The organism is Pseudomonas sp. BNK-7, assembly GCF_048072025.1.
Taxonomy (GTDB): domain Bacteria; phylum Pseudomonadota; class Gammaproteobacteria; order Pseudomonadales; family Pseudomonadaceae; genus Aquipseudomonas; species Aquipseudomonas danubii.
This window is the reverse complement of record NZ_CP182252.1, coordinates 161,083-183,820: the sequence shown is the minus strand read 5'-3', so window position 1 is coordinate 183,820 and position 22,738 is coordinate 161,083. Positions and strand designations below refer to the sequence as shown.

The 22,738-nt window shown below is 64.6% G+C and carries 19 protein-coding genes; 8 read left to right on the top strand and 11 right to left on the bottom strand.

The features are described 5' to 3' along the window. Positions 1-47 precede the first annotated feature (47 nt). Positions 48-614, top strand: a complete 567-nt coding sequence (locus tag ACMGF8_RS00865) for a pseudouridine synthase (RefSeq protein ID WP_162884158.1) — start codon at positions 48-50, stop codon at positions 612-614. On the opposite strand, the gene ACMGF8_RS00860 is transcribed toward ACMGF8_RS00865, so the two are convergent. Next, positions 609-818, bottom strand: a complete 210-nt coding sequence (locus ACMGF8_RS00860; RefSeq protein ID WP_003228500.1) for a DUF2788 domain-containing protein — start codon at positions 816-818, stop codon at positions 609-611. The two genes, ACMGF8_RS00865 and ACMGF8_RS00860, sit on opposite strands and share 6 nt — an antisense overlap. Positions 819-922: 104 nt before the next feature. Continuing rightward, complete coding sequence (locus ACMGF8_RS00855) at positions 923-1,402, bottom strand: Lrp/AsnC family transcriptional regulator (RefSeq protein WP_102865370.1); 480 nt, start codon at positions 1,400-1,402, stop codon at positions 923-925. A 413-nt stretch (positions 1,403-1,815) separates the two neighbouring features. On the opposite strand from ACMGF8_RS00855, the gene ACMGF8_RS00850 reads away from it, so the two are divergent. Continuing rightward, a complete protein-coding gene (locus tag ACMGF8_RS00850; RefSeq protein WP_207816023.1) occupies positions 1,816-2,895 on the top strand; it encodes a DUF6515 family protein in 1,080 nt (359 codons plus the stop codon). Here ACMGF8_RS00850 and ACMGF8_RS00845 read toward each other — a convergent pair. Further along, positions 2,889-3,785 (bottom strand): cation diffusion facilitator family transporter, encoded by an 897-nt coding sequence (locus ACMGF8_RS00845; protein WP_207816025.1) that lies wholly within the window; start codon positions 3,783-3,785, stop codon positions 2,889-2,891. The two genes, ACMGF8_RS00850 and ACMGF8_RS00845, sit on opposite strands and share 7 nt — an antisense overlap. 26 nt (positions 3,786-3,811) lie before the next feature. Further along, the gene (locus ACMGF8_RS00840; protein WP_102865373.1) at positions 3,812-4,231 is read right to left on the bottom strand and encodes a polyribonucleotide nucleotidyltransferase; all 420 of its coding nucleotides are present in this window, start codon (positions 4,229-4,231) and stop codon (positions 3,812-3,814) included. A 130-nt stretch (positions 4,232-4,361) separates the two neighbouring features. Between ACMGF8_RS00840 and hrpB the strand changes: the two genes are divergently transcribed. Continuing rightward, positions 4,362-6,881, top strand: a complete 2,520-nt coding sequence (gene hrpB, locus ACMGF8_RS00835) for an ATP-dependent helicase HrpB (protein ID WP_110596238.1) — start codon at positions 4,362-4,364, stop codon at positions 6,879-6,881. Between the two features lie 7 nt (positions 6,882-6,888). Here the strand turns inward: hrpB and ACMGF8_RS00830 are convergent, their stop codons facing one another. Both ACMGF8_RS00830 and ACMGF8_RS00825 read right to left on the bottom strand, forming a co-directional pair. Then, positions 6,889-7,965, bottom strand: a complete 1,077-nt coding sequence (locus tag ACMGF8_RS00830) for an endonuclease/exonuclease/phosphatase family protein (RefSeq protein ID WP_102865375.1) — start codon at positions 7,963-7,965, stop codon at positions 6,889-6,891. Positions 7,966-8,052: 87 nt separating this feature from the next. Next, on the bottom strand, positions 8,053-8,715 hold the full coding sequence (locus ACMGF8_RS00825; protein WP_102865376.1) for a YciC family protein: 663 nt from the start codon (positions 8,713-8,715) through the stop codon (positions 8,053-8,055). Positions 8,716-8,895: 180 nt separating this feature from the next. Here ACMGF8_RS00825 and ACMGF8_RS00820 point away from each other — a divergent pair, with 180 nt between their 5' ends. The 3 genes from ACMGF8_RS00820 (at position 8,896) to ACMGF8_RS00810 (ending at position 10,916) form a co-directional block, all read left to right on the top strand. Further along, positions 8,896-9,660 carry a DUF2076 domain-containing protein gene (locus ACMGF8_RS00820; protein ID WP_416758403.1) on the top strand — a complete coding sequence of 255 codons (765 nt, stop codon included), beginning with the start codon at positions 8,896-8,898 and terminating at the stop codon, positions 9,658-9,660. 137 nt (positions 9,661-9,797) lie between these two features. Beyond that, positions 9,798-10,277 (top strand): NYN domain-containing protein, encoded by a 480-nt coding sequence (locus ACMGF8_RS00815; RefSeq protein WP_060841231.1) that lies wholly within the window; start codon positions 9,798-9,800, stop codon positions 10,275-10,277. A gap of 27 nt (positions 10,278-10,304) precedes the next feature. After that, positions 10,305-10,916 (top strand): PolC-type DNA polymerase III, encoded by a 612-nt coding sequence (locus tag ACMGF8_RS00810; RefSeq protein ID WP_102865378.1) that lies wholly within the window; start codon positions 10,305-10,307, stop codon positions 10,914-10,916. Between the two features lie 15 nt (positions 10,917-10,931). On the opposite strand, the gene ACMGF8_RS00805 is transcribed toward ACMGF8_RS00810, so the two are convergent. Beyond that, positions 10,932-11,384 (bottom strand): Lrp/AsnC family transcriptional regulator, encoded by a 453-nt coding sequence (locus tag ACMGF8_RS00805; protein ID WP_060841229.1) that lies wholly within the window; start codon positions 11,382-11,384, stop codon positions 10,932-10,934. A 159-nt stretch (positions 11,385-11,543) separates the two neighbouring features. Between ACMGF8_RS00805 and yedA the strand changes: the two genes are divergently transcribed. Beyond that, positions 11,544-12,452 carry a drug/metabolite exporter YedA gene (gene yedA / locus ACMGF8_RS00800; protein WP_102865379.1) on the top strand — a complete coding sequence of 303 codons (909 nt, stop codon included), beginning with the start codon at positions 11,544-11,546 and terminating at the stop codon, positions 12,450-12,452. On the opposite strand, the gene ACMGF8_RS00795 is transcribed toward yedA, so the two are convergent. From ACMGF8_RS00795 to ACMGF8_RS00785, 3 genes are all read right to left on the bottom strand, one after another. Beyond that, positions 12,453-13,508, bottom strand: coding sequence for an alpha/beta hydrolase family protein (locus tag ACMGF8_RS00795; protein ID WP_416758400.1), 1,056 nt, complete (start codon positions 13,506-13,508; stop codon positions 12,453-12,455). A gap of 178 nt (positions 13,509-13,686) precedes the next feature. Then, on the bottom strand, positions 13,687-16,893 hold the full coding sequence (locus ACMGF8_RS00790) for a discoidin domain-containing protein (protein ID WP_416758398.1): 3,207 nt from the start codon (positions 16,891-16,893) through the stop codon (positions 13,687-13,689). Between the two features lie 337 nt (positions 16,894-17,230). After that, a complete protein-coding gene (locus ACMGF8_RS00785; protein WP_416758397.1) occupies positions 17,231-19,660 on the bottom strand; it encodes a discoidin domain-containing protein in 2,430 nt (809 codons plus the stop codon). Between the two features lie 273 nt (positions 19,661-19,933). Between ACMGF8_RS00785 and ACMGF8_RS00780 the strand changes: the two genes are divergently transcribed. After that, complete coding sequence (locus tag ACMGF8_RS00780) at positions 19,934-21,268, top strand: DEAD/DEAH box helicase (RefSeq protein WP_416758395.1); 1,335 nt, start codon at positions 19,934-19,936, stop codon at positions 21,266-21,268. A 78-nt stretch (positions 21,269-21,346) separates the two neighbouring features. Here ACMGF8_RS00780 and ACMGF8_RS00775 read toward each other — a convergent pair whose 3' ends face one another. Then, positions 21,347-22,579 (bottom strand): TIGR03862 family flavoprotein, encoded by a 1,233-nt coding sequence (locus tag ACMGF8_RS00775; RefSeq protein WP_416758393.1) that lies wholly within the window; start codon positions 22,577-22,579, stop codon positions 21,347-21,349. Positions 22,580-22,738: the final 159 nt, after the last annotated feature.

The following is a 22,738-nucleotide window of genomic DNA, read 5'->3' as shown; positions in this document are numbered from 1 at the left end:
CCCGTCGCCCTGGCGCGAAGCCGTTTTCCGTTTCTCCCTCCAAGCGCGTGGCCAAGGCGCCACCGGCCGAGCCGAAGCTGATCCTGTTCAACAAGCCTTTCGACGTGCTGACCCAGTTCAGCGATGGTGAGGGACGGGCGACGCTCAAGGATTTCATCGCCATTCCCGGGGTCTACCCGGCCGGGCGCCTGGACCGCGACAGCGAAGGGTTGCTGCTGTTGACCAATGACGGGCAGTTGCAGGCGCGGATCGCCGATCCCAAGCACAAGTTGGCCAAGACCTATTGGGTACAGGTCGAAGGCGAACCCAGCGCTGAGCAGTTACAGCGCTTGCGTGACGGCGTGGAGTTGAACGACGGCATGACCTTGCCGGCTGAGGCGCGACGGCTGGAAGAGCCAGAGCTGTGGCCGCGCAATCCGCCAGTGCGCTTTCGCAAGAGCGTGCCTACTCATTGGCTGGAATTGGTGATTCGTGAGGGGCGCAATCGCCAGGTACGGCGCATGACCGCCGCCGTCGGCTTGCCGACCTTGCGGCTGGTGCGGGTCAGGATTGGCGACTGGACCCTGGATGGCCTGGATCAGGGCCAGTGGAAGGAAGTGCCGGCGCGCTTATAGAGCGCCGGATTCGATCAGGCCGATCACCACGCTCTTGATGATGAAGGCGGCCACGCCCAGGCCCAGTACGAAGAACAGGATAAAGGAGCCGAAGCGTCCGGCCTTGGACTTCTTGGCCAGGTCCCAGACGATGAAACCCATGAATATGATCAGGATGCTGACCAGACCGGTCATCATCCACTCTTCGAATACTGCTGGGTCCATCGATCATCTCCATTGCAGGCAGGTCAAAAAATGCCGGGCGAGTATACGCCATGGGACACTTGCCGAGCATTGATCTGCCTGCGTTACGTCGCCACAGCCGCTATTCAGCTGCGCAGGTGGGTCAGGGGCAGTTCGGTGCTGTTGAGCACCTGATTGAGCACGAAACTGGAGCGCACACTGGTCACGCCGTCGATACGGGTCAGGTGGCCGAGCAGCAACTTCTGATAGTGATCCATGTCCGGCACCACCACCTTGAGCTGGTAGTCGGCGTCCACACCGGTCACCAGGCTGCATTCCAGTACCTGGGGCAGGCTGCGGATGGCCGCTTCGAAGTTCTCGAAGCGTTCCGGCGTGTGCCGGTCCATGCCGATCAATACGTAGGCGGTCAGGCTCAGGCCGAGCATCTTGCGGTCCAGCAGGGCGACCTGGCGGGAAATATAACCGTCGTCTTCCAGTTGCTTGACCCGGCGCGAGCAGGGCGAGGGCGACAGACCGATGCGCTCGGCCAGTTCCTGGTTGGAGATGCGGGCATCGCGTTGCAATTCCGCCAAAATACTCAGGTCATAGCGGTCGAGTTTGCTCATCAATCAGGCCTTTGTCATAAGTATTGCGTTGAATTATCTATCTTGAGTTAAAAATTGCGCAAGAGGTGTTTTTGCAAGCAATCTTCGCAATCCGCTGTCGCCGGCCCAGGCCTATTCTTATCACCAGAATCACTGCCCGGACATAGAGTCCACTGCGGCCCGCCGAATCAGGCCTGCCGCGGCCGCCAACCCCACAGGGTTGATCCGGCCCCCGGGCTACACCCTGTCCAGAAGACGGAGTGAGGTGAGCCGGCGCCACAAGCGTCGAGCACGGACAAAATCTCAAGGGGTGGCCGACGGGCCGCCCTTTTTTATTGCCTGCGAAATAAGTCTCGTGACTGATAATCTGCTGCAGAACCGCCCCAGGCTTTTTCAGTCTTAGGTACAGGCCCCAATCCGCAGTGAGGAATAGCATGAAGTCGCGCATCTGGCGTTTGGCAGGTGTTGGTGTGTTGTGCGTGAGCGTCAGCGCGCAAGTGCTCGCCGATGAGCGGGACGAAAGACTGCAGGGAGCACCTTCCGGCGGGCAGCGTGAGCATGCCCCCGAAGGGCGTGGCGAGGGCCATCAGGGCGGTCCGGCGAACTCGCCTGAACGTGCGCAACCTGCCCCGCAGCAACCGCGTCCGCAGAATGAGATCATTCGTGGCGATAACAGCCGGCAGTTCGAACACAACGGCCAGAATCCGGGTGGGCAGTGGCAGAACCGTCCCCAGCATGATCCCAATCAGCAGGGGCGACCGGCTCCTCAGCAGCCGCAGCCGGCGCCAGGGCTGCCCATCCAGAGCCGTCCCGATACCGTGCGCCAGACCCAGGAACCCCTGCGCGGCTACTACCAGGACATTCCCCGGCGCAATGACTACAACCCGCATTGGCAGGCCGGTGGTCCAGGCTCGCGTCCCGACCATGGTCGCCCCGACGACTATCGCTGGCCGGGCCGTCCCGACGGGCATGGCAACGGCTGGGGGCCAGGTCCGCAGTATCGCCCGGGTTACGTGATTGACCGTTTCCCCGAGCGCAATTACCGGGTGCTTTACCGTGGCCAGGATTACTTTTTCTCGGGGGGCTATTGGTATCGTCCACAAGGTCCACGGTATGTGGTGGTGCGCCCGCCTTATGGGATTCGAGTGGCCTACCTGCCTGACTACGCGCGTGAAGTGTGGATCGGCAGCGCGCTGTTTTTCCTCGCTGCCGGGGCTTATTACACCTATGAAGCCAACACCCAGCAGTATGTTGTGGTCGAACCGCCCGTGGGTGTGCCGCCGCCGGACCAGCAGCCGGCTGGCAATGGCTATGATGTGCTGGCGTACCCGGTCAACGGCCAGTCGCCACAGCAGATCGATCAGGATCGCTACGACTGCTATCGCTGGGCGGTGCAGCAGAGTGGCTTCGATCCGGCCAGCGCAACCTATCAGCCGGCCCCGCAAGTGGTGCAGGCCTACCGTCAGGCCCAGGGCAACTGCCTGAGCTCGCGGGGCTACCAGGTCACTTACTGAGCCCTGGCGGTGTCGACCACTTCCTGCGGATCGGCGTGTACCAGTACCTCGGCCCGTGGATAGGCCTGGTGGATCGCGTCGGCGGCCCGATCGCTGATGGCGTGGGCCACCGACAGGCTCAGGTCGCCGGGCAGTTCCAGATGCAGTTGGACGAACCAGTGGCTGCCGGAAATCCGCGTGCGCAAGTCATGGGCGCCCAGCACGCCGGGCACACTGCAGGCCAGTTCCAGCATGTGTTGGCTGACATCGGCGGGCAGTTCCTCGTCCATCAGCACCGAGAAACTTTCCCGGGCGATCTGGATCGCGCTCCAGAGAATGTAGACGGCGATCCCCAGGCCGAACCAGGCATCCACCTGATGCCAGCCGAAGGCCGCCAGTACCAGGGCCAGGAGGATGCTGCCATTGAGCAGCAGGTCGGAGCGGTAGTGCAGGGAGTCGGCCCGTACCGCGTTGGAGCCGGTTTCGCGGATCACCCGATGCTGCAGGATCAATAGCGCCATGGTCAGCACCAACGACAGCCCGATCACCCCGATGCTCAGCCAGGGTGCGCCTACCGGTTCCGGGTGCTGCAGGCGTTCGAACGCTTGAAAGGCAATCAGCACCGCACTGCCGGCGATGAACAGCGCCTGGGCCATGCCCGCCAGGGACTCCGCCTTGCCGTGGCCGTAGCGGTGATCATCATCGGCCGGGCGCAGGGCGTAATGCACCGCCAACAGATTGAGCAGCGAGGTGAAGCCGTCGAGCACCGAGTCGGTCAGCCCCGCCAGCATGCTCACCGAGCCACTGAGCCACCAGGCGATGGCCTTGGTCACAATCAGGATGCCTGCCACCGTAACCGAGGCGCGGGTGGCCAGGCGCAGGAGGCGAGCGTGTTCCGGGTTGCCAATCATCGGCGGCGGGTTCCTTGAAGGTGGGGTCAGGCTGCAGGCTGCAGGCCGTACAAGGCCAATTGCTGCACGCTGCCCTTGTGCTGGATCAGGCGCGGATCATCCAGAGGGAAGCTGCCCCCCAGTTCGCTTTCCAGAATGGCCTGCAGTTTGCGGTTGTCGACTTTACCGTCGGCGCCAATGGCCTGCTGGAGTTTTTCCGGCGCGATTTGCGCGGTCTTGCCCGGCTCCAGGTAGATCGCCCCGGTGGCGAAGTCGACGCCAAAGGCGATCAGCCCCGGAATGACATAGAACAGCAGGCCCACGGCATCGAGCACCACCACCACTGGATCGATCTTGCCGTCGATCTGGCCGCGGCGGTCGGGAAAGAAGATCGAGCCACAGGCCGTGAGTTGGGTCAGCAGAGTGGTCACCAGAACGCCGCCAATGACACGGTGGGGAATACGCATGGATATCTCCTGGTAAATATGCAGACAAAGCGAAATGGAGCGGGGCATTGAGTCTTGTCGATCAGCACTCAGACCATGATTAACCCCAGGCAGTTCGCCGTTATACTCGCGCCTCTGTTTTGGAGCCAGCATGAATTCTTTGCCAATTGATGAAGTTTTGCCTGCATTGCGCGAGGCCCTGGCGGCGCGCCATGAAGCGGTGCTCGAAGCCCCGCCCGGTGCCGGCAAGACCACCCGTGTGCCCCTGGCGCTTCTGGATCAGGACTGGCTGGCCGGACAGACCATCCTCATGCTCGAACCCCGGCGCCTGGCGGCCCGGGCTGCGGCGGAGCGCCTGGCCAGCGAACTGGGGGAGAAAGTCGGTGAAACCGTGGGCTACCGCATCCGCCTGGAGAGCAAGGTCGGCCCGCGGACCCGTATCGAAGTGGTCACCGAAGGCATCCTCACCCGACGCCTGCAGGACGACCCGGCCCTGGAAGGGGTTGGCCTGCTGATCTTCGATGAGTTTCACGAGCGCAGCCTGGATGCCGACCTGGCCCTGGCCTTGAGCCTCAATGGCCGGGAGCTGTTTCGTGACGAGCAGCCCCTGAAGATTCTGTTGATGTCGGCGACCCTGGAGGGCGAACGTCTTTCCACGCTGCTGGGCGATGCGCCGATCCTGCGCAGTGAGGGGCGCATGTTCCCGGTGACCCAGCGCTGGGGTCGGCCGTTCCAGCCCGGCGAGTTCATCGAGCCGCGGGTGGTGCAGACCGTGCTTGAAGCCATCAACGATGAAAGCGGCAGCCTGCTGGTGTTTCTCCCAGGCCAGGCCGAGATTCGGCGAGTGCATCAGCAGTTGGCCGAGTCCTTGGGACAGCGCAGCGAGATTCTGCTCTGTCCACTGCATGGCGAGCTGGACCTGGCCGCCCAGCGCGCGGCCATCGATCCGGCCCCGGCGGGGCGGCGTAAAGTGGTATTGGCCACCAATATCGCCGAAACCAGCCTGACCATTAACGGCGTGCGGGTGGTGGTGGACGCCGGGCTGGCCCGAGTGCCGCGCTTCGATCCCGGCAGCGGCATGACCCGCCTCGACACCCAGCGTATCTCCCGGGCCAGCGCCACCCAGCGCGCCGGCCGGGCCGGGCGCCTGGAGCCTGGCGTGTGCTATCGCTTGTGGTCGGCGGATCAGCAGGAACAACTGGCGGCCTATGCCGGCGCGGAGATCCTTCAGGCCGACCTGGCCGGTCTGGCCCTGCAACTGGCGCGCTGGGGCGTGACCCCGAATCAGCTGGCCTGGCTGGACCCGCCTCCCAGCGCCGCTTATGCACAGGCCCAGGACCTGTTGCAGCGCCTGGGAGCGCTCAACGATGACGGCACACTGACCCGCCACGGTCAGGCCATGGCCGAGTTGCCGGCCCATCCGCGCATTGCCCACTTGCTGTTGCGCGGCCAGTCCCTGGGGCTGGCGCAGATGGCCTGCGACGTCGCGGCCCTGCTGGGGGAACGGGACATTTTGCGCGGGGCCGGCGCCGACCTGCACAGTCGCCTGGTGCTGCTTTCCGGGGAGGAGCGCGCGGCCCGTGGTGCCCAGGGTGGTGTCCAGCGTGCGCGGCAACTGGCGCGGCAGTACCGTGGCTACCTGCGAGGGCAGCCCGAGGCAGCGGTCGCCGATCCCGAGCATCCGCGCTGGCTTGGTGCCTTGCTGGCCCTGGCCTACCCCGATCGGGTGGCCCAGCAGCGCCGTCCCGGTGGTGCCGAGTATCGACTGGCCAACGGCCGTGCGGCGCTGTTCAGCGAAACCGACAACCTGATGAAGCAGCCCTGGCTGGTGATCGCCGACCTGGGCAGCCGCCAGGGCCAGCGTGAGGAGCGCATCTACCTGGCAGCGGATTTTGATCCGACCCTGTTCGATACGGTGCTGGCAGAGCAGGTGCGCAACGTCGACCAGCTGGATTGGGACGAGCGCGAAGGCGTGCTGCGGGCCGAGCGTCAACGCAAGGTTGGTGAGCTGGTACTCAGCCGTGAACCGCTCACCGGCCTGGACGAGTCAGCCCGTAGCCAGGCCCTGGTCAATCTGGTGCGGCGCAAGGGCCTGGAGCTGCTGCCCTGGACCCCGGAGCTGCGCCAGTGGCAGGCTCGGGTGACCTTGCTGCGGCAGCTGGATCTGGCGGACAAGGGCGAGAGCCAATGGCCGGATGTCAGTGATGGCGCCTTGCTCGCAGGGCTGGAGCAGTGGCTACAGCCCTACCTGGGCAAGGTGTCGCGACTGAGTCACTTTGCCAACCTGGAGCTGGCCAGCATTGTCCACAACCTGTTGCCCTGGCCGCTGCCCCAGCGCCTGGACGAGCTGGCTCCGCATCATCTGACGGTACCTTCGGGTTCCTCGATCCGTCTGGACTACAGTGAGCAGCCGCCGATTCTGGCGGTGCGCCTGCAGGAGCTGTTTGGGCTGTCGGACACGCCGCGGATTGCCGGTGGCCGCCAAGTGGTCAAGTTGCACCTGCTGTCGCCGGCGCGGCGTCCGGTGCAGGTCACCCAGGATCTGGCGAACTTCTGGCGCAGCACTTACGCCGAGGTGAAGAAGGATCTCAAGGGCCGTTATCCCAAGCATTACTGGCCGGACGATCCGCTGATTGCCGAGGCTACGGCGCGGATCAAACCCCGCAAGTAAAGCGGGGTTACAACGCCGGCAACAGGAACCGGGCAAGCACCGGCAGGTGGTCGGAGATGCGCTGGGTGTCGTCCTGGCGTACTCGGGATTCAACCCGCTTCAGTCGTGGGCTGTAGAACAGGTAGTCCACCGTGCGATCCGGGCCGTCGAGGCTCGGGTCGTTGGGGTAGTGGGTCAGCCAGCGAGCACGGTCGACCCCACTGGCCTGGGTGTTGCTGGGGATCATCGGGTACTTGTCCCATAGCAGGTGCAGCGGGCTGTCAGCGTTGTAGGGCGCGCGCTGTTCTTCGCTCAGGCGTTGGTACTGGCTCAGGGGCAGCAGGTTGAAATCGCCGCCAATCAGCCAGGGGGTGCCGCGGCTCTCCAGTTTGTCCAGAACCTTGGCAATGGCCGTCACCTGCTTGTGCTGAGTGTCGTCGGCGCGCTGTGCACGTTCCAGATGGGTGTTCAGCACCACCAGTTGGCCGCCATCGCTCAGGGGCAGGTAGCTCAGCAGCAGGGCGTCCTTGGGCTGGAACTGCCGGCTGATGAGCGGGTGCGGGGCAACCGGCAGTTGCAAGCGTTCGGCGTGATCGATGCGGTAGCGGCTGAGGGTCGCCAGTTGTCGGCCGACGCTGCCGAAAATGTGCGGCGAGGGCACGAAGTCCGCCTTCCAGTCGTAAGCCTGGGTGCTGCAGGGGTAGAGGTCGGCGAGCCGCTCCTGCAGGAGTTTGAGTTGATCCTGGTAGGCGCTGGCCTTGGCGCCGTTGTCCACTTCCTGCAGCAGCACCAGGTCCGGCTGTTCGTCGCGGATGACCCGGGCCACTTCGTCGAGGCTGAAGGCCATGTCTTCCAGGGTCGGACGTTCGTCCTCGCCCCGGGCCTGGTCGTTCCAGAACACGTAGCGCTTGCCCGCCAGGTACTGCAGGTTCCAGGTCATCACCTTGAGTGCCTGGCCCGGCACCAGCGGCGTGGCCTGGGCGCTGCAACTGACCGTCAGGGTTTCCTTGGGCAGAGGGCGCCAGGTCAGGCTGTAGATCAGGCCGGCCAGTACCAGGCCGATCAGGAGCAGGCTCAACAGGGTGATGCGCAGTAGACGGGTCATCGGCTCGGCTTATGGCGTTGCAGGATGGGCCGGAGCATAACCGAGTGCGCGGCGCTCACCCAAGGGGTAGAGCGGCCGCAAGGTGAATCAGCGGTTGTCCGTTGGCTCGTTGATGAGCATGAACAGGCGGAACAGCACCACGCTGGTGAACAGCTGCAGGAAGCTGTAAGCGCTGTCGATGGCCAGGGACAGGATCGGGTTGTGCGGATCGGGATAGGCGGTTTCGCTCGCCCCTTTGAGCAGCCACAACGGGGCCATGACCGCCAGGATGCACAACAGGATGCGCAGGAAGTGCCCGCGGCTCAGACGCAGGCTTTCCTTGATGGCCGCCAGGGGCGCCAGGCCCTTGAGCACCAGCAGGTACTCGGCGAAGGCCAGCACCACCATCAGCCACAGCCCCGGCAGCAAATACAGCGACAGCCCGAGAAGAATCAGCAGCGTGCTGACCGCCGTCAGCACGGCGAAGCGCGGCCACAGGCTCAGGGCCATGGCCCAAAGATCACGGTTGCGAGGCGATTCCCCCCGGGTGCGGGCGTCGAGAAACAGGATCAGCGCGCCGGTGTACAGCGGATAGAGCAAGAGCCCCACCACCACGCTGGAGCCGGGAAAGGCATTCTCGCCCAGGGCGCTGCTGACGCCTTGTTGCAGCAGCGCTTCGAGAATCACCAGGGGCAGGCACAGTTGGGCGATGCGGCCGAAGTTGCGTTGGAAAAAATAGAAAGAGTCGCGCAGAACATCTAACGGAGTCATTGATGGGGATCGCAGTTGACCAAGCGGTTGAACACTTTAACCGAAGCTGGCCCCTCGGGAGCAAACGTAAACCTTGAGTAAAGACCATTGAAAGTCGTCGCCCCAACCCCATAACTGGTGCGTACCGCGGCCCTGTGGGGGCACGGACCAGATTTTTACCGGCAATCTAAAGAGGTCGCCATGAACAGCGAAGAGCAAACCCTGATCGATGGACTGTTTTCACGGTTGCAACAAGCCGAGACGGACTCAGCTCCACGTGACGCCCAGGCCGAAGCGCGGATCAAGGAACACCTGATCCGCCAGCCTGCGGCCGGGTATTTCATGACCCAGGCGATCCTGGTGCAGGAGGCTGCCCTGAAAAGCCTCGATGAGCAGAACAAACAATTGAGCCAGCAAGTGCAGCAGTTGCAGGCCGAACTGCAACAGGCTCGCTCCCAGGCCCGCGCTGCAGCTCCGGCGGCCAGTGGCGGCTTTCTGTCGAGCATCTTCGGCGGTTCCCGCGAGCCGCAACCGGCTCCCGCGCAGGCCCCGAGTGTGGCGCCATCCTCCGGCGGTGGCTGGCGTGAGCCGTCGCGTTCTTCCTTTGGCGCGCCCCCGCAGCAGAATTTCGGCGCCCCGCAGCAGAACTATGCGCCGCAACCGGCACCGGCTGCCGGCAGCAGCTTCCTCGGTGGGGCCTTGAAAACCGTAGCCGGCGTGGCCGGCGGGGTGATGCTGGCCCAGGGCATCAGCAGCCTGTTCCACAGCAACCAGCAGCCTCAGGAAGTCGTCGAAGTCATCAAGGAAGAACCGGCACCGGCCAGCGACAACAGTGGCTGGGGCAATGACGATCAGCGGCTGGCCAACAACGACTCCTGGGGCAACAGCGACCAGGGCGGCTTCAGCAACGCCGATTACGGCAACGACGACAGTTCGTTCTTCTCCGACGACGATTCCTTCGTCTGAGGCTCCGTCGGTCCGGGGCAGGCACCTGCCCCGGACCGATTATTCGCGGAACATTCCTTGTGACTGGCATACTGGGTGACTTTTCGGGTCTTGAGCCCCGTTCCAGCCCCTGCGCTGCTGCGCCATGAGGATTAGCGGTGAAGAAAATCGCGGTGTTCGCCGACGTCCAGAACCTCTATTACACCGTCCGCCAGGCCTATGGTTGTCACTTCAACTACGCGGCGCTGTGGGCGGATATCAGCAAGCAAGGGCAGATCGTCGAAGCCTATGCCTATGCCATCGATCGCGGTGACAGCAAGCAGCAGCAGTTTCAGCAGATCCTGCGCAACCTGGGCTTCACGGTAAAACTCAAACCCTACATTCAGCGCAGCGATGGCTCGGCCAAGGGCGACTGGGACGTGGGCATCACCATCGACATCATGGACGCGGCCGCCCAGGTCGACGAAGTGGTGCTGGCCTCCGGCGACGGCGACTTCGACCTGCTGCTCGAGCGCATCATCCACAAGCATGGGGTCAGCGCGGTGGCTTATGGCGTGCCGGGTCTGACTGCCAATTCGCTGATTCGCGCCGCTACCCGCTATGTGCCGATCGAAGGCGCCTTGCTGCTGAAAAGCTGATCATTTTTTATACGGAGCTGCACAGGTTTGGAACGTATTGCCGTCATCGACTTTGAAACCACCGGAATCTCCCCGAGCAGCAGTTGCCGGGCCACGGAAATCGCCGTGGTGATTCTTGAGCAGGGGCGCATCGTCGAGCGTTACCAGAGCCTGATGAATGCCGGCGTGCGGGTGCCGGGCTTTATCGAACAACTGACCGGCATCAGCAACGCCATGCTGCGCAGCGCCCCGCCAGCGGATCAGGTGATGAACGAGGTCAACGAGTTTGTCGGCACCACGCCGTTGCTGGCCCACAACGCGGCCTTCGACCAGAAGTTCTGGGATTTCGAACTGGGGCGGATCAAGCGCACCCGCTTGCAGAATTTCGCCTGTTCCCTGCTGCTGGCCCGGCGCCTGATGCCGGCGGCGCCGAACCACAAGCTGGGCACCCTGACCTCATTCGCCGGCTTGCCCCACACCGGTCAGGCGCACCGGGCCATGGCCGATGCGGAAATGGCCGCCAACCTGGTGGCGCATCTGGCGGGCGAGCTGCGGCACACCCATGGCGTGCGTGAGCTGTCCCACGACTTTCTCTGCAAGCTGCAGAAAGTCCCGGCGGCCAAGATCCCCGAGCACCTCAAACGTCAGCGCGGGGGCTGAGCCCAGGCTCCGGATTCATTTGCCGTTGCTTTCCAGTTGCCCCAGGGGTACCCGCCGTTCGATGGCGCTGGACAGCACGATGGAAGTCTTGCTGAAACCGAACTGGGCCACGCGATTGATCAGTTCCTCCAGCTCCGGCATCGAGCCCACGGCAGCCTGCATGATCACGCAAGGATCTCCCGTCACCCGATGACACTCGGTGAGCTGGGGGATCTTGATCAGTTCGTCATAGTTCTTCTGGTTGCCATGCTGGGCCAGGCGCAGTTCGATCACGCACTGGATCGGCAGCCCCACCTTGGCCATGTCGACCTTGGCCTGATAACCGGTGATCACGCCGCTGGCCTCCAGCTTGGCCACGCGCTCGGCCACTGCCGGCGCCGAGAGGTTGACCTTGCGCGCCAGCTCGGCGTAACTCGCCCGGCCGTTTTCCAGCAGGCTGGCCAGGAGCAAGCGATCGTATTTGTCCATGGAAGGCCTCTAATAGGTACGACTTTCGAAAGCACGGCATATAGCCCTGAACTCCATGTTTTGGAAAGTGTACTGCCGTTATAAACACTTTTTGTAACTTAAGTTCCCCGGGTCACCTTTCTAGAATAGTTCTCCCCCTGCCTGCTCCGAGCTGCCCCCATGCCTGGCCAAAGCCGTTTTCCCTTGCCGTTGATTGCCGCCTTTTTTGCCCTGTACGTGATCTGGGGGTCGACCTATCTGGTGATCCGCATCGGCGTCGAGTACTGGCCACCGTTGATGCTCGGCGGTGTGCGTTTCATCATCGCCGGCAGCTTGATGTATGCCTTCCTGCGCTGGCGCGGGGTTCCGGCACCGACCTGGGCGCAATGGAAGGCCGCGGGGATCATCGGCGTGTTGCTGCTCAGTTGCGGCAACGGTGCGGTGACGCTGGCCGAACACTCCGGGGTGACCTCTGGAGTGGCGGCCCTGGCGGTGGCCACGGTGCCTTTGTTCACCTTGCTCTGCGGCTATTTCTGGGGTGCACGCAATACGCGTCTGGAGTGGGCCGGGATCATCCTCGGGATGATCGGTATCGGCATGCTCAACCTGGGTTCCAACCTGCAATCCAGCCCGCTGGGTGCGGCCTTGTTGCTCTTCGCCGCTGCGGCCTGGGCCTTCGGTTCAGTGTGGAGCAGGCACCTGCCGCTGCCTCAGGGGGCCATGGCCAGCGCTGCGGAAATGCTCGTCGGTGGCGTGGTGCTGATGATCGGCAGCGTCTTGAGCGGCGAGCATCTGGACGCCATGCCGCCCCTGGAAGGCTGGTTGGCCCTGGCCTATCTGGCCGGCTTCGGGTCGATCATCGCCTTCAACGCCTACATGTACCTGCTCAAGCACGTGCGGCCGGCCGCGGCCACTAGCTATGCCTACGTCAATCCGGCGGTGGCGGTGCTGCTGGGGATCGTCTTTGTCGGTGAAACCATCGGCATCGAGGAGGGCCTGGCCATGCTGGTGATCATCAGCGCGGTGGTACTGATCGGCCTGCCCCAGTGGCGCAAGCCGAAAGCCGCTCCTCAGCAAGAGGTTGTCTGATCAGCCTGCCGGTGGTTGGCCGGCAAGCTTCTGATCCAGAAAGTCGCCGATCAGCTTTGCCACCTGCCGGTGGATGCCCTGGCGATCACCGGCATCGCCATCGCGGCAGATAATCTCATCCCCAGGCGCCTCTTCCTTGAGCAGGGCCACGGCGCCTGGCTTGCAGACTTGCATGAAGCTGAAGTGGCTGGCATTGGCCAGGACCTCATAGCGCGAAGGCGGGGACGCCAGATGGGCGTTCAGATAGCCCGACTCTTCTTCCACGGGCATGTCCGCGATGTTCACTCCGGCCCCCAGGACCAGAACCGGTGTGTGCAGTGTCGACAAACTTTCGGGGGTAAAGCCGCGGGCGAACCCCAGGTCCAGCGCAACGACGGCCTTGACTCGCGTGTCCCGCAGATCGGTGCTCAGCGGGCCCTGATTTTGCGCGGTGATTCCCAGTTCCGGAGCTATGTGGCAAAGGCGTGGATTGGGATGCAGCCGGCATTCCTCCAGGTAACGTTCCGGGCTGTAGCGGGCGCCGGCCAGCGCGGTGACCGTCCAGCCGCCCAGGGAGTGGCCGATGGCGGCGATGCGCTGCGGGTTGACCGTGCCGGCCAGGGTGTTATCGCGGGTGAGCCTGTCGATGACCCGGCTCAGGTCACGCGGGCGCTCCCAGAGCTTGGCGGCTTCCGCGGGGCGCTGGTCGAATGTGGTGGTGCCCGGATGGTCGGGAGCCGCGACTATATAGCCTTGGTCCACCAGGCTCGATACCAGCCAGCTGAGATTGCGCCAGTTGCCGCGATAGCCATGGGACAGCACCACCAGCGGATGGGCAGAGCCGCTAGGGGCGGCATTCTTGATGGTCGCTACACCCTGGAAAATCGGGTTTTCAGCCGATGGCAGGAGAGGGACGGTGGCCGTGGTGGGGTACCAGAGGGCGACATGCAGGGGGCGCTGCTGACTGGCGTCCGCCAGCGTCACTTCACGAAAGCCGATGAGTTCGGCGGCCTGCACCTGGGACAGGCACAGGGAAAGGCCCGCTAGCATCCATGCGGACAGGGCAGATTTGCGCATTCGGATCTCCATTGGCAAAGCATCGGTGTTCTGCCAGTGGGGGCGCGCCTTGGAGGAGTCGACGGCGTTCAGCGGCAGAGGGCGGACGACGACTGATGGCAGTCGCCGCCCATCCTTTTACCTGAAGTGGCCGGGAAAGGGTGACCGGATTGCGGAGCAAGCGGTCACGCCTCAGGCATCAGTTACAGGCGCCGGCGTCGCGCCAGACCTTGCCACTGCCTTCGCCACCGACACTGGCAGCAGACGGCTCGTTGCCTTTGGTCCACCAGCGGGCGATGTAGTAGCGGCCGTTGTGGCTGACCTTGTCGTTGGCCAGGTAGGTACCTTGACGGCTCCAGGCGCCCAGGCAACCGGCTGGCGACTCCACGCTGTCGGCCAGCACGGTCACGCTATGGTCGCGGCTGACCGTGTGGCTGCCGTTGCCCAGGTTCAGGGTGAAGCGGTAGCTGGTGTCCTTGTCGCGCTTGGGCGCGACAAAGGTCAGTTTCGACCCCGAGGCCTGGAAGGCGACGCTGGGCGTCACGGTCCATTGGTAGCTCAGCGCCAGACCGGCCGGATCGCTGGAGCCTGCGGCATCCAGGGTCACCGTTTCACCGCCCTTGGCCTGGCTGACGCCGGCGATGCTCGCCACCGGCGGCTTGACCGGCGCCGGCTTCTCGGCCAGGACCTTGACCTGATGGGTGCGGGTGGCGCTGTGCTTGCCGTTGTTCACCGTCAGGTTGACGTTGTAGGTGACATCCTGCTCGGCCTTCGGGGCGACGAACTTCATCAGGGTGCCTGCGGCGTCAAAGGCGACGCTGGGGCTGATGCTCCAGCTGTAGCTGAGCTTCAGGCCCGCCGGGTCGCTGGACCCTGTGGCGTTGAGGTACACGGTTTCTCCGGGCTTGGCCTCGCTCGCGCCGCCGATGACCGCTACCGGCGGTTTGACTTCCTCCACCGGTGGCTCGACCGGTTTCTCACCCTCGCTCTGGCACGGGCCCAGGTCCCGCCAGACCTTGCCGGCGCCGTCCGGGCCGGTGGTGCTGGCCAGGCCCGGCTCGGCGCCGGAGGTCCACCAGCGAGCCTGGTACTGACGACCTTTCCACTGCACCACATCGTTGCCGACGTAAGTGCCTCTGAGCGTCCATTCCGGTTTGCAACTGGCGGTGCCGGCCTTGCCCTTGATCAGCATCTCGTGGGTCCGGGTGCTGCTCTGCTTGCCGTTGCTCAGGGTCAGGGTGAAACGGTAGCGGGTGTCTTCCTGCAGCTCGGGCGCGGTGAAGCTGATGCGCGCGCCGTCGTAGTCGAAGTCCAGGCGCGGCGAGGCTTCCCAGGCGAAGCTCAGGGCATTGCCCTGGGGATCGCTGGAGGCCGAGGCATCGAGGACGATCCTGTCCCCGGCGTTGGCTTCGGTCTTGCCGCTGATCACCGCCACCGGAGGTTCACCGGCATTCACGGGCTTGAGGGACGCGGCCTTGACCTCGTTGTCGGCGCTGAATTCGCCGTCGGCCAGCAGGGTCCAGCCGCCGTTCACGCTGCTGCTGCCGTAGACCTGATAGCCCTTGATGTTGCCGCTCAGGCCGGCGTCCTGGCGCGGCAGGTAGTGCAGTTGCGAGAAGCGGCTGTCGGCTCCCAGGTCGATCAGTATTTCATGGGGGTAGCGCGCCCCCGCCGCCGTGCTCCAGTAGGAGTTGGGGTTGCCGTCGATGGCGTGGTTGCCGACCGCTGCGCCAGGCACCGCGCTGCTGGTGGACATGACCTTCCAGCTATTGCGGGGCAGGGCCTTGCCCTTGGCATCCACCAGCAGCAGTTCGGCGACGCTGGCGTTGTCCTTGCCGTCCGCCGCGGAGGTGGCGACGAATTTCAGGTAGCGGCCCTGGGCCGTGTCCTGGGTCAGGCCATAGGCGTGGCCTTCAAGCACCTGGTCCTGGGTGGCGCGGTGGTCGGTGTTGACCGCCAGGTACCAGCGTCCCGGCTGCGGGTTGTTGACCCCCAGGGAGACGTTGTGGCTGCGTGCCGAGCGATAGTCGTAGCTCGAGCCGCTGGGCTGGGCGCCGCGCTTGAGCAGCAACTGGATCTGGCCGGCCTTCTCGGTAAGTTCGCCGTCCACCACGGTGAATACCAGGCGCCGGGTGCCTTCGGGCACATCCACCGGGAAGTAGCGCGTCTGACCGCTGGCCAGGCTGACTTTCTGGTTGAGGATCGAGGTGCTTTGCTCCTGTTCGAGCGGAATCACGGAAGGGCTGTAGGCCGACATCAGCGCCGCGTTTTCCCGCCAGACCCGGGCCATGTTGGCGGTTGTCGCGTTGCCCAGCGGCACGCCGCGGCTGTCCTTGACGTCCGGGTTGGAGAAATAGCCCACATGGTTGCCGCAGAGGATAGTGCCGACCCGACCGTTGTTGTAACCGAAGCGGTAGTGGCTGCCATCGGAGCAGTGGCTACCGCCGATGTTGTGGGCCAGTTCGTGACGGAACACGGTGGACGATTTGATGGAGTTGATGGTGTAGCGCCCGGGTAGCTGGCCCCAACCCACAGCGGTGTTCTCCCCGGGGATGCCAACGACGAAGCTGGCGACCACGTCCGGGCTGTAGCGGCGCATGCCTTCGGCGAAGACGTTGCGCACCTGATTCACGTTGGGGCTGGTGATGGCGACATCCTTTGGCACAACTTGAGTGCCCACCAGGCGCAGGCGCACGCCCTGCACCTTGGACTGTTGCAAGGCGCGGTTGACCGAGGCTACCTGGACCAGGGCGTAGGCTTCGTGGTCACCGATATAGTCGGCGGCGGCCTGGGAGAACCCGGCCAGCAGGTCGATCACGGTTTCGCCCTGGACGTTGCGGTCGACCTGGAAACTGCGCAGGCCGCTGCGTGATTCCTTCTGGGCTGGCGGCTCGCTGCCGTCATTGGCGATGTAGTCGACGCTCGACGGGTCAAAGGCCGCCCCGGGGTCGAGGTGGATCAACGACTGCTGGCCGTTGGCGTCGCCGCGAATGATCGCATTGGCGTCCGGCAACAGGGCGAGAAAGCTGCCGTCGGGACGCGCGGCGAGGGTCATCTCTCCGGGGGCGCTGAGGGTACGGGCACGTCCTTCCAGCTGGCCGGTCATGACCCGCAGATCCTTGAAGGTATCGTCCTGTTGCGGGACCAGGCTGCGGATGCGCATCCCGGTGACCTGTTGCAGCTGTTCGGTGCCGGTTTCGGCCGCGCCGAATGGCATGGCCCTGGCACCGGGCATCGGCAGGTTGATGAAGTGACCCTGGGTCACCGTCGCGCCCTGAGTCGCATCGGGAGTGGGCTGGCCGACATCGGCCTGCACCATGCCCAGGGGCAAGAGCAGGGCGGCGCCCAGGCTGGCGCCCCATAGGCGGGTAGCGCGGGACAAGGCAGTCAATCTGAAGCTCGACATAACTATTCCTGGAAAGTCTCGGCGCGGTGCGAAACCTGGCGAACAGGACCGCTAAAGCGTCCGCGCTGAGAAGGTGGATAAGGAGTTTTGCCGGCGGAGGGCATCATAGGCAGGGGCGCTCCGGGCGTACATCGAACAGGGGGCTTTTCGTACCGGTCCTAGGTGCCTGGCAGGATCGCCGGAGTGGGTGGGGCGGAGCGTCCAGGCCGCTAAACAACAGCATGGGTGCGGTGCCACAGAGAGGTTGGCGAGGTCACGCAGGCAGCGGCCGCAGGGGCCGTCGCCTGTGCTGGGGGAAGGGGGCTGGTTGCCGGGGGCGTGAAGCCCCCGGCGGCTGTCAGTGACAGGGGCCGAGGTCGTTCCAGACCTTGCCGCTGAAGTCCGGCCCGGTGAACGCCGGATTGCCCGGCTCCTGGCCTTGGGTCCACCAGCGGGCGAGGAAGAAGCGCCCGTTGTGGCTGACTTTCTGACCGCCCAGGTAGGCCTTGCTGCGATTCCAGGCAGCTGTGCAGCCGGGCGCCGTTTGCGGTGGGGCGAGGACCGTGACGCTGTGCTCGGCGGTGGCGGTTTTCTGGCCGTTGTCCACGCTCAGGGTGAAGCGGTAGCGGGTGTCCTGCTTGAGCTGCGGGGCGTTGAAGCTGACGCTTGCGCCGTCATGGCTGAAGTCCAGTGCCGGCGTGACTTGCCAGGCAAAGCTCAAGGCTTTGCCTTGTGGGTCGCTGGAGCCCGAGGCATCCAGCAGCACCCGTTCACCGGCGTTGGCCTGGCTACGACCGCTGATCACGGCGACAGGTGGCAGGCTGGCCTCGACTGGCTTGAGGGCAACGGACTTGACCTCGTTGTCGGCACTGAACTCGCCTTTGGCCAGCAGCGCCCAGGCGCTGGTCGGGCTGTCGCCGCCATACACTTCGTAGCCCTTGATGTTGCCGGCGGCATCGTTGTTTTGCCGCGGCAGGTAGTTCAAGGAGGAGAAGCCCCGCTCTGCTCCGAGGTCGATGATGATCTCGTGGGGATAGCGGGCGCTGCCCGAACTCCAGTACGAGCTCGGTTTGCCATCGACGAACCACAGGCTGTTGTCGATGCCGGAGGTCTTGCCGTTGACCGAGTGGACGCGCCAGCCGCTTCTTGGCAGCGGCTTGCCCTTGGCGTCGGCCAGGAGCAGTTCGGCGATGCTGGCGACGTTGCTGCCGTTGATCGACGACGTGGCGACAAAGCGCAGGTAGCGAGCCTGGCTGGTTTCCCGGGTCTTGGCGAAGACATGGCCTTCGAGCAACTGGTCGCTGGCGCTCTTGTTCTTCTCGGCTCGTACCCCGACGTACCAGCGTCCGGGCTTGGGATGATTGACCCCCAGGGCGACGCCATGGTTTTCCAGGGAGCGGTAGTCATAGTCGCTGGCGCTGGGGCGGGTGCCGTGCTTGAGCAGCAGTTGCACCTTGCCCGCGCGTTCATGGCGCGGGCCGTGGTTGATCGACAACGCCAGGCGCTCGGTGCCTTCGGGAATGTCCAGGGCCTCGTAGTGGATCGCGTCCCGTCGCAGGTCGATGGATTTGCTCAGCAGCGGTTGGGCTTCCTCGTGATCCATGGGAATCACCGCCGGGCTGTAGGCGGACATGCGCTGGGCGCCTTCACGCCACAGGCGGGCCATGTTGGCGGTGCCCAGCTGGCCCAGGGGCACGCCCAGGTTGTCCCTGACCTCCGGGTTGGAGTAGTAGCCCACGTGGTTGCCACACAGGATCGTGCCCACCCGGCCGTTGTGGTAGCCGAAACGGTCGCTGCTGCCGTCCGAGCAATGATCGCCGCCGATGTTGTGCCCCACCTCGTGGCGGAAGGTGGTGGGGGACTTGATGTTGTTGATCGAGTAGCGGCCGTTGATATTGCCCCAGCCGAGCATGGTGTCGACCCCCGGGGTGCCGACGAAGAACCCGGTCACCAGGTCGGGGCTGTATTGCCGCATGCCTTCGGCGAACAAGGTGCTGACCTTGCGCATGGTGCCGTCGGGGCCGGAGGTGATCGGGTGATCCTCGGCAATCACCTGGGTGCCCACCAGGCGCAGGCGTACCCCTTCGATCTGTGACTGGCGCAAGGCATGGTTGACCGAGGCGACCTGGGCCAGGGCGTAGGCTTCGTGGTCGCCGATGTAGTCGGCGGCGGCCTGGGAGAAACCGGCCAGCAGGTCGATGACGGTTTCGCCCTGGGCGTTGCGGTCGACCTGAAAGCTGCGCTGGCCGTTGCGAGTCTGCAGCAGGTTGGGCTCCTGGGCTTGCTCGGACTGCACATAGTCGATGTTGCCGGGCGCATGGGAGTGCCTGGTTTCGGCGGGGATCAGCGTCTGCTGGCCATTGGCATCGCCGCGAATGGTGGCATTGGGCAGCAGGGCAATGAAGCTGCCGTCGCTGCGGGCAGTGACGATGACATTGCTTTCACCGAATGCCAGGCGAGCGGGGCCCTGGGCCCGGCCCACCAGGACCTTGATGTCCTTGAAGCGATCGTCCTGATCCAGGCGCAGGGCGCCGATGCTCAGTCCGGTGGCCTGGGTCAGGCGCTCGGTACTGGCGGCAGGCGCGTTACGCAGCCTGGGATCGGGGTTCAAGGCCTGGATGTCGATGAACGGGCCGCTGATCACCGCGGCGCTGGCAACGGCAGATGTGGCGGGTGATGTCTCGTCGGCCAGGGCCGGGTTGGCCAAGGGCATGAGCAGGACGGCACCCAGGCCGGCTGCGCGGATGGCGTCGGCCAGGGAAAGGGGAGGCAATGTGCGGTGGGGCATAACCACTCCAGGAAAGGCACAGCGCAGTGCGAAACCTGTTTGGGGAATCGTTGAGTGACAGGCGCTGATGAGGTGTGTTTGGGAGGTTTGCCGGCGCGATGAATCTTATGAATCGACCTGTTGCTTGTACATGTCCGCCAGGCCTTTTCGGTCATGTACGAGACGGTGGATGGCCGGAGATGCCAAGCGGCGGTCGGGAAAGCAAGCGCGCAAAAGTGCGGTAAACTGCCGGCCATTGCCTCCCTGTGCTGACTTTTTCCTACGGTACCCCCAATGACATTCGCCACTCTTGGCCTGATCGACCCCTTGCTGCGCGCCCTTGAAACCCTCGGCTACCAGACCCCGACCCCGGTACAGGCACAAGCCATTCCGGCGGTGCTGGGCGGTCGTGACCTGATGGCGGCGGCCCAGACCGGCACCGGCAAGACTGCCGGTTTTGCCTTGCCGCTGCTGCAGTTGCTGACCATGGAAGGGCCGAAGGTCGACAGCAACTCGGTGCGCGCGCTGATCCTGGTGCCGACCCGGGAGCTGGCCGAACAGGTTCACGAAAGCGTGCGTCAGTACGCCGAGCACCTGCCGCTGCGCACCTACGCGGTGTACGGCGGGGTCAGCATCAACCCGCAGATGATGAAGCTGCGCAAAGGTATCGATCTGCTGGTGGCGACCCCGGGGCGCCTGCTGGACCTGTTCCGCCAGAACGCGGTGAAGTTCAACCAGTTGCAGACCCTGGTGCTGGATGAGGCCGACCGCATGCTGGATCTGGGCTTCTCCGAGGAGCTCAAGAGCATCTATGCCGCGCTGCCGAAGAAGCGCCAGACCCTGCTGTTCTCCGCCACGTTCTCCGACGCCATCCGCCAACTGGCCGGGCAGATGCTCAACGACCCGCTGAGCATCGAGGTCAGTCCGCGCAATGTGGCCGCCAACACGGTCAAGCAATGGGTGGTGCCGGTGGACAAGAAGCGCAAGCCGGAGCTGTTCAGCCACCTGCTGCGCAAGAACCGCTGGAAGCAGGTGCTGGTGTTCGCCAAGACCCGCAACGGCGTGGATGCGCTGGTGGAAAAGCTTCAGGGCCAGGGCGTGAACGCCGACGGCATCCATGGCGACAAGCCCCAGGCCACGCGCCAGCGCGCCCTGGACCGGTTCAAGGCCAGCGAGATCCAGATCCTGGTGGCCACCGACGTGGCGGCCCGTGGCCTGGACATCGAAGACCTGCCGCTGGTGGTCAACTTCGACCTGCCGATCGTCGCTGAGGACTACATCCACCGCATCGGTCGTACCGGCCGTGCCGGCTCTACCGGTGAGGCGATTTCCCTGGTGTGTGCCGACGAAGTCAACCTACTGTCGGCAATCGAGATGCTCACTCGCCAGACCTTGAAGCGCCATGAAGAGCAGGATTTCGAGCCCGAGCACCGGGTACCGGAAACCGACGCCAGCGGTCAGGTGGTGAAAAAACCGAAAAAGCCCAAGAAACCGAAAACGTCCGGCGGTGGCGGCAAGCGCAACCTGGGCAAGTGGGTGGACAGTGGTGAAGTGGCCGAAGCCCCGGCGGTGAAACCGGTACGCAAGGTCCCGGCGTTCAACACCGGGCCACGCAAGCGCAAGCCTTGATCTGAATTGTGCTGACCTCTTCGCCGGCCAGTCGGCTCCTACAATCCCCCGTAGGAGCCGGCTGGCCGGCGAAGCTATTTATGGCCGGTGTTGCAGCCACTCCAGCATTCCCAGCCCGGCCCGACGGCCGCTGGCAAAGCAGGCGGTCAGCAGATAACCGCCGGTGGGGGCTTCCCAGTCGAGCATTTCCCCGGCGCAGAACACCCCGGGCAGTTGCTCCAGCATCAGTCTTTCATCCAGCGCTTCGAAGGCGACGCCGCCGGCGCTGCTGATGGCTTCGTCCAGGGGCCGTGGGCGTACCAGGGTCAAGGGCAGTGCCTTGATCGCCGCCGCCAGGCGCGCCGGATCGTTGAAGGTGTCGGCGCCCGTCAGCTCCCGCAGCAACCCCGCTTTCACCCCCTCGATCCCCAACTGACTCTGCAGGTGCTTGGCCATGGAGCGCGAGCCACGCGGCTTGGCCAGGGCGGCCTGGACCTTGTCCCGAGGCTTGCCCGGCAGCAGGTCGATATGAATGGTGGCTTGCCCGTGTTGGTAGATGCTGTCGCGGATCGGCGCCGACAGGGCATAGATCAGACTGCCTTCGATACCGCTGGCAGTGATCACGCATTCCCCCAGCCGGGGGATGTCGTCATTGAGGCCAATGGCCACGTTCTTCAGCGGCGCTCCGGCGAATTTGCTGCGCAGCAACTCGCTCCAGGCACTGACCTCGAACCCGCAATTGCTTGGTTGCAAGGGGGCTACCTGCACTCCGCGCTGTTGCAGCAGGGGCAGCCACGCTCCATCGGAACCCAGGCGCGACCAACTGCCACCGCCCAGTGCCAGCAGGGTGGCATCGGCCTCTACCGCGCGCTCGCCTTCGGGGTGCCGGATGCGCAGGCTGCCGTCGGCATTCCAGCCCAGCCAGCGGTGCCGGGTGTGGATAACCACCCCGGCGTCGCGCAGGCGCTTGAGCCAGGCGCGCAGCAGCGGCGCGGCTTTCATGTCGGTGGGGAAGACCCGTCCCGAGCTGCCGACGAAGGTGTCGATACCCAGGCCGTGAATCCACTGGCACAAGGCCTCGGCGCCGAACTCGCGCAGCAGCGGGGCGATGTGCGGGGCTCGCTCGGCATAGCGCGAGAGGAAGGCCGGGTAGGCTTCGGAGTGGGTGATGTTCATGCCACCGACCCCGGCCAGGAGGAACTTGCGGCCCACCGATGGCATGCCGTCGTACAGATCGACCCGAACGCCGGCCTGGCTCAGTACCTCGGCAGCCATCAGGCCGGCGGGGCCGCCGCCGATGATCGCGACGTGGGAAGTAGGGGAGGGGGACATCAAAAAGCCTAGAAAATGGGAGGGGTGGTTATTGTAAGCACTGCTCGGGAACAGCAGTTGCTGGATGAGTTGCCGGCCATTGGTACAACGTCATGACCGGCAGTAACCAAGTCCTTGACTAAATCTGCACGAACCCCGTAAACGCATGAAGCAGTCGCG